At 75.6% G+C, this 3261-nt stretch carries 3 protein-coding genes; 1 reads left to right on the plus strand and 2 read right to left on the minus strand.

The genetic code is table 11. The annotated features are described in order from the left end of the window. Nucleotides 1-80 precede the first annotated feature (80 nt). Nucleotides 81-1334 (minus strand): MFS transporter, encoded by a 1254-nt coding sequence (locus M8J74_RS43825; RefSeq protein WP_249841728.1) that lies wholly within the window; start codon nt 1332-1334, stop codon nt 81-83. A 94-nt stretch (nt 1335-1428) separates the two neighbouring features. Here M8J74_RS43825 and M8J74_RS43830 point away from each other — a divergent pair, with 94 nt between their 5' ends. Next, entirely contained in the window at nt 1429-2310 is an 882-nt protein-coding gene (locus M8J74_RS43830) for a winged helix-turn-helix transcriptional regulator (protein ID WP_249841729.1), read from the plus strand. 55 nt (nt 2311-2365) lie between these two features. Here the strand turns inward: M8J74_RS43830 and M8J74_RS43835 are convergent. Continuing rightward, nucleotides 2366-3261: CU044_5270 family protein (locus M8J74_RS43835; RefSeq protein ID WP_249841730.1), on the minus strand; the 896-nt coding region annotated here is incomplete at its 5' end.

Here is a 3261-nt window from a genome sequence, read left to right on the forward strand (position 1 = left end):
ACGGCAGGCGGACACCACAGGCCCTGCCGCCCCGCGGCCTCCCGGCCGCGGGCAGCGGCCCGGTCCGCGGCGGCCGGCGTTCAGGACGCGCTCACCGTCGAGGGACGGGCCGTCAGGGGTTCCGGGGGCGTGTCCGTGGGCGAGGGGCGGGAGATGCGCGGCCCCGCGGCCAGCAGGACCGCGCAGCCGGCCATCGCACCCAGCCCCGCACACAACGGCCACAACGCCCCCGGCGCCGCCTCGTACACCGCCCCGCCCAGCGGCGCCGCGAGCACCACCCCGCTGATCGACGCCCCCGCGTACAGCGACTGGAACCGCCCGAGCACGTGCTCCGGCGCCTGGTCGGCGACGTACGCCGTGGCGGTCGTCTTGTACAGCGCCTCCCCGAGCGTCAGCGCCGCCATCATCACCACCGCCGTGCCGACGCCCGCCCCGAGCAGCAGCACCCCGTACCCCGCGGCGACCAGCAGCAGGCCGGTCCCCACGATCCGCAGCGGCGACCTCCGGCGCAGCGTCAGCGCCACCGGCAGCTCCAGGCACAGCAGCAGGCCCCCGTTGACGGCGAGCAGCGCCCCGTACACCCGCGCGTCCATGCCGTGGTCGGCGAGGAAGACGGGGAAGGTGGAGTACTGCTGCCGGTACACGACGTCGACGACGACGATCGCCGGCAGCAGCACCAGCACCGCCGGCCGTGCCCGCAGCGCCGCCCACACCCCGCCCCGCCGGTCGCCGTGGGCGCGGGACCGGCCACCCGGGACGGCCGAGGGCGGCACCACCCGGGCCGTCCACAGAGCCAGCCCCAGGCTTCCGACCCCCTCCGCCAGGTACAGCCAGTCGTAGGAGAACCGGGTCGCGACCAGGGCCCCGAGCAGCGGACCCAGCGTGAACCCCCCGTTGGAGGCGGCCCGCATCACCGCGAACGCCGGCCGCCGCGCCCCCTCCGGCACGACGGCCGCGACCAGCGCGGAGGCCGAAGCGCGTTGCGCCCCGGAGGCGTACTGGGCCGCCGGCAGCGCGGCGAAGAGGGCGGGCGTGGGCAGCAGGGGTACGACGGCCAGCAGCAGCCCGGAGGCCGCCGCGGCCGCGAGCAGGACGCGGCGATGGCCGAACCGGTCGCCGTACCAGCCGCCGGTGAAGTTCCCCGCGACGAGCCCCGTCCCGGCGATGCCGCTCAGCAGCCCCGCCTCGCCCGCGCCCAGCCCGCGCGGCCCGGTCAGGTAGAGGAAGGTGTAGGCGAAGCTCACGCTCACGACCATGTTCACGAACGTCCCGCAGGCCAGCAGCCAGACCGGCCTCGGCACTTCTCGCAGACCCCGCACGCGTCCCCCCGTCACCGGCCGACCCTCAGGTCAGTTCCTTTTGGGAACTTACTATGGACGCATGACAGCCTCAGGTCAACGACGACCGGCGGACGAAGGGACGGGAGCCATGGCCCGCAGGACGAGCCTTCAGGACGCCACCTGCGCCATCGCCCAGGCCCTGGACGTCGTCGGCGACTGGTGGACCCTGCTGATCGTGCGCGACACCGCCCGCGGAGTGCATCGCTTCGACGCGCTGCAGGCCGAACTCGGGGTCTCCCGGAAGGTGTTGACCGAGCGGCTGCGCCTTCTCGTCGAGGCGGACGTGCTGACCCGCGTGCCCTACCAGGAGCACCCGCCGCGCTACGAGTACCGCCTCACCCCGCGCGGGCGCGCCCTGCTCCCCGTCCTGGTCGCGCTGCAGGACTGGGGCGACACCTGGGTCCTGGGCGACGGCAGCACGACGGCCACGGCCGAGGATGCCTCGGCGGAGGCGCGGCGGGTGCACGAGCTGGTGGGCACCCGGGTGCCCGAGCTCCGACTGCTGGACGACCGGGGCGAGTTGCGCGATCCCGTCGCCGCCGACAGCCCGTACACCGTCCTCTACTGCTTCCCCGGCGCCTACGCCCGCGCGGACTCCTATCCGCCGGGCTGGACGGACATCCCCGGCACGGCGGGCTGCACCCTGGAGTCCTGCACCTACCGCGACCGGCTTGGGGAGTTCGCCGCGGCCGGCGCCGCCGTGCACGGCGTCTCCACCCAACGCCCGGACGAACAGCGGGCGTTCGCCGAGAAGGAGGGCCTGGGGTTCCCGCTGCTGTCGGACGCCGAGCTGTCGCTCGTCGCCGCGCTGCGGCTGCCCACCTTCCGTGCGGCGGGGGCCGGCCGGCTCAAGCGGCTCACCCTGGTCGTGGACCGCGAGCGCGTGGTGCGCGAGGTGCTCTATCCGGTGACGGACATCGCGGGCAGCGTCGCGGCGGCCCTCACGGCGGTGCGCGGGGACGGATCGTGAACGGCCCGGGCGGCCCGCACTCCCCTCGTGGTGCGGGCCGCCCGGGCCGGTGGTGTCAGCCGCGCTCGCCGGCCTTGTCCACCACGGCCGTCGCGACCAGCGAGTCGCCGCCGAGGACCCGGTCGCCGGAGACCAGGCGCATGCCGACGATCCGGTACGTCCGCGGGTCGATGAGCCACTGGTCCCGCATGCCCTTGCCGATCTTGGTGTCGGCGGTCCGGCCGTACTCCAGCGCGACCGCCTGCCGTCCGGCCGCCGTCTCGACCAGATGGCCGGTCAGGTGCCCGCCGGGCAGGGTGGCCAGGGCCCGGTAGAGCGAGGCCAGCCCCTTGGCCGGCATCACCTTCGCGTTCAGCAGGACGCTGATCTCGCCGTAGTCGGCCTCGGCCTGCGACGCGCCCTTGCCGTCGGCGATGGCGTTCTTCTCGCGCAGGTACTGCAGCGTCCCCGCGGCGTCGGCGGGCAGGGCGGCCAGCACCCGGTACATCTCCCGCGGCGAGCGGTCGTCGCCCTCGGCGCCGTTCTCCAGGTGCATCGGGGTGACGTCGACCTTGCCGGTGTCCTCGCCCTTGGCGTTCCACCGCGGACTCGCCGACGCCGTGCCGTCGTAGCGCAGCCAGGACTCCTGCACGGCCCCCAGCATGCCCTTGGCCCGCGCGCGCTTGTCGTCCAGCGGCTCCCGCGCCTCCTTGGTGTAGATCCACTGCTTGGCCTCGGGTACGGCGCCGTCCGGCTCCGCCGCGAGCACGTCGGCCGCCCGCCTCAGGAACTCGGCCGCGCTCACCCCCTTCAGCCGGGGGCCCGGCGTGGCCGACGGCGTGGCCGCGGGCCGGACCCGGTGCCCCGCGCCGCCCCCCACCAGCAGCGAGACCGTGACCGCGACGGCCGTCACCGCGGCCACCACCCCGGCGACCACGAACTCGCGCCGCCGCCACAGCTCCCGGCGCCGCT

Source organism: Streptomyces panaciradicis, from assembly GCF_023516615.1.
GTDB classification, from domain to species: Bacteria; Actinomycetota; Actinomycetes; order Streptomycetales; family Streptomycetaceae; genus Streptomyces; species Streptomyces panaciradicis.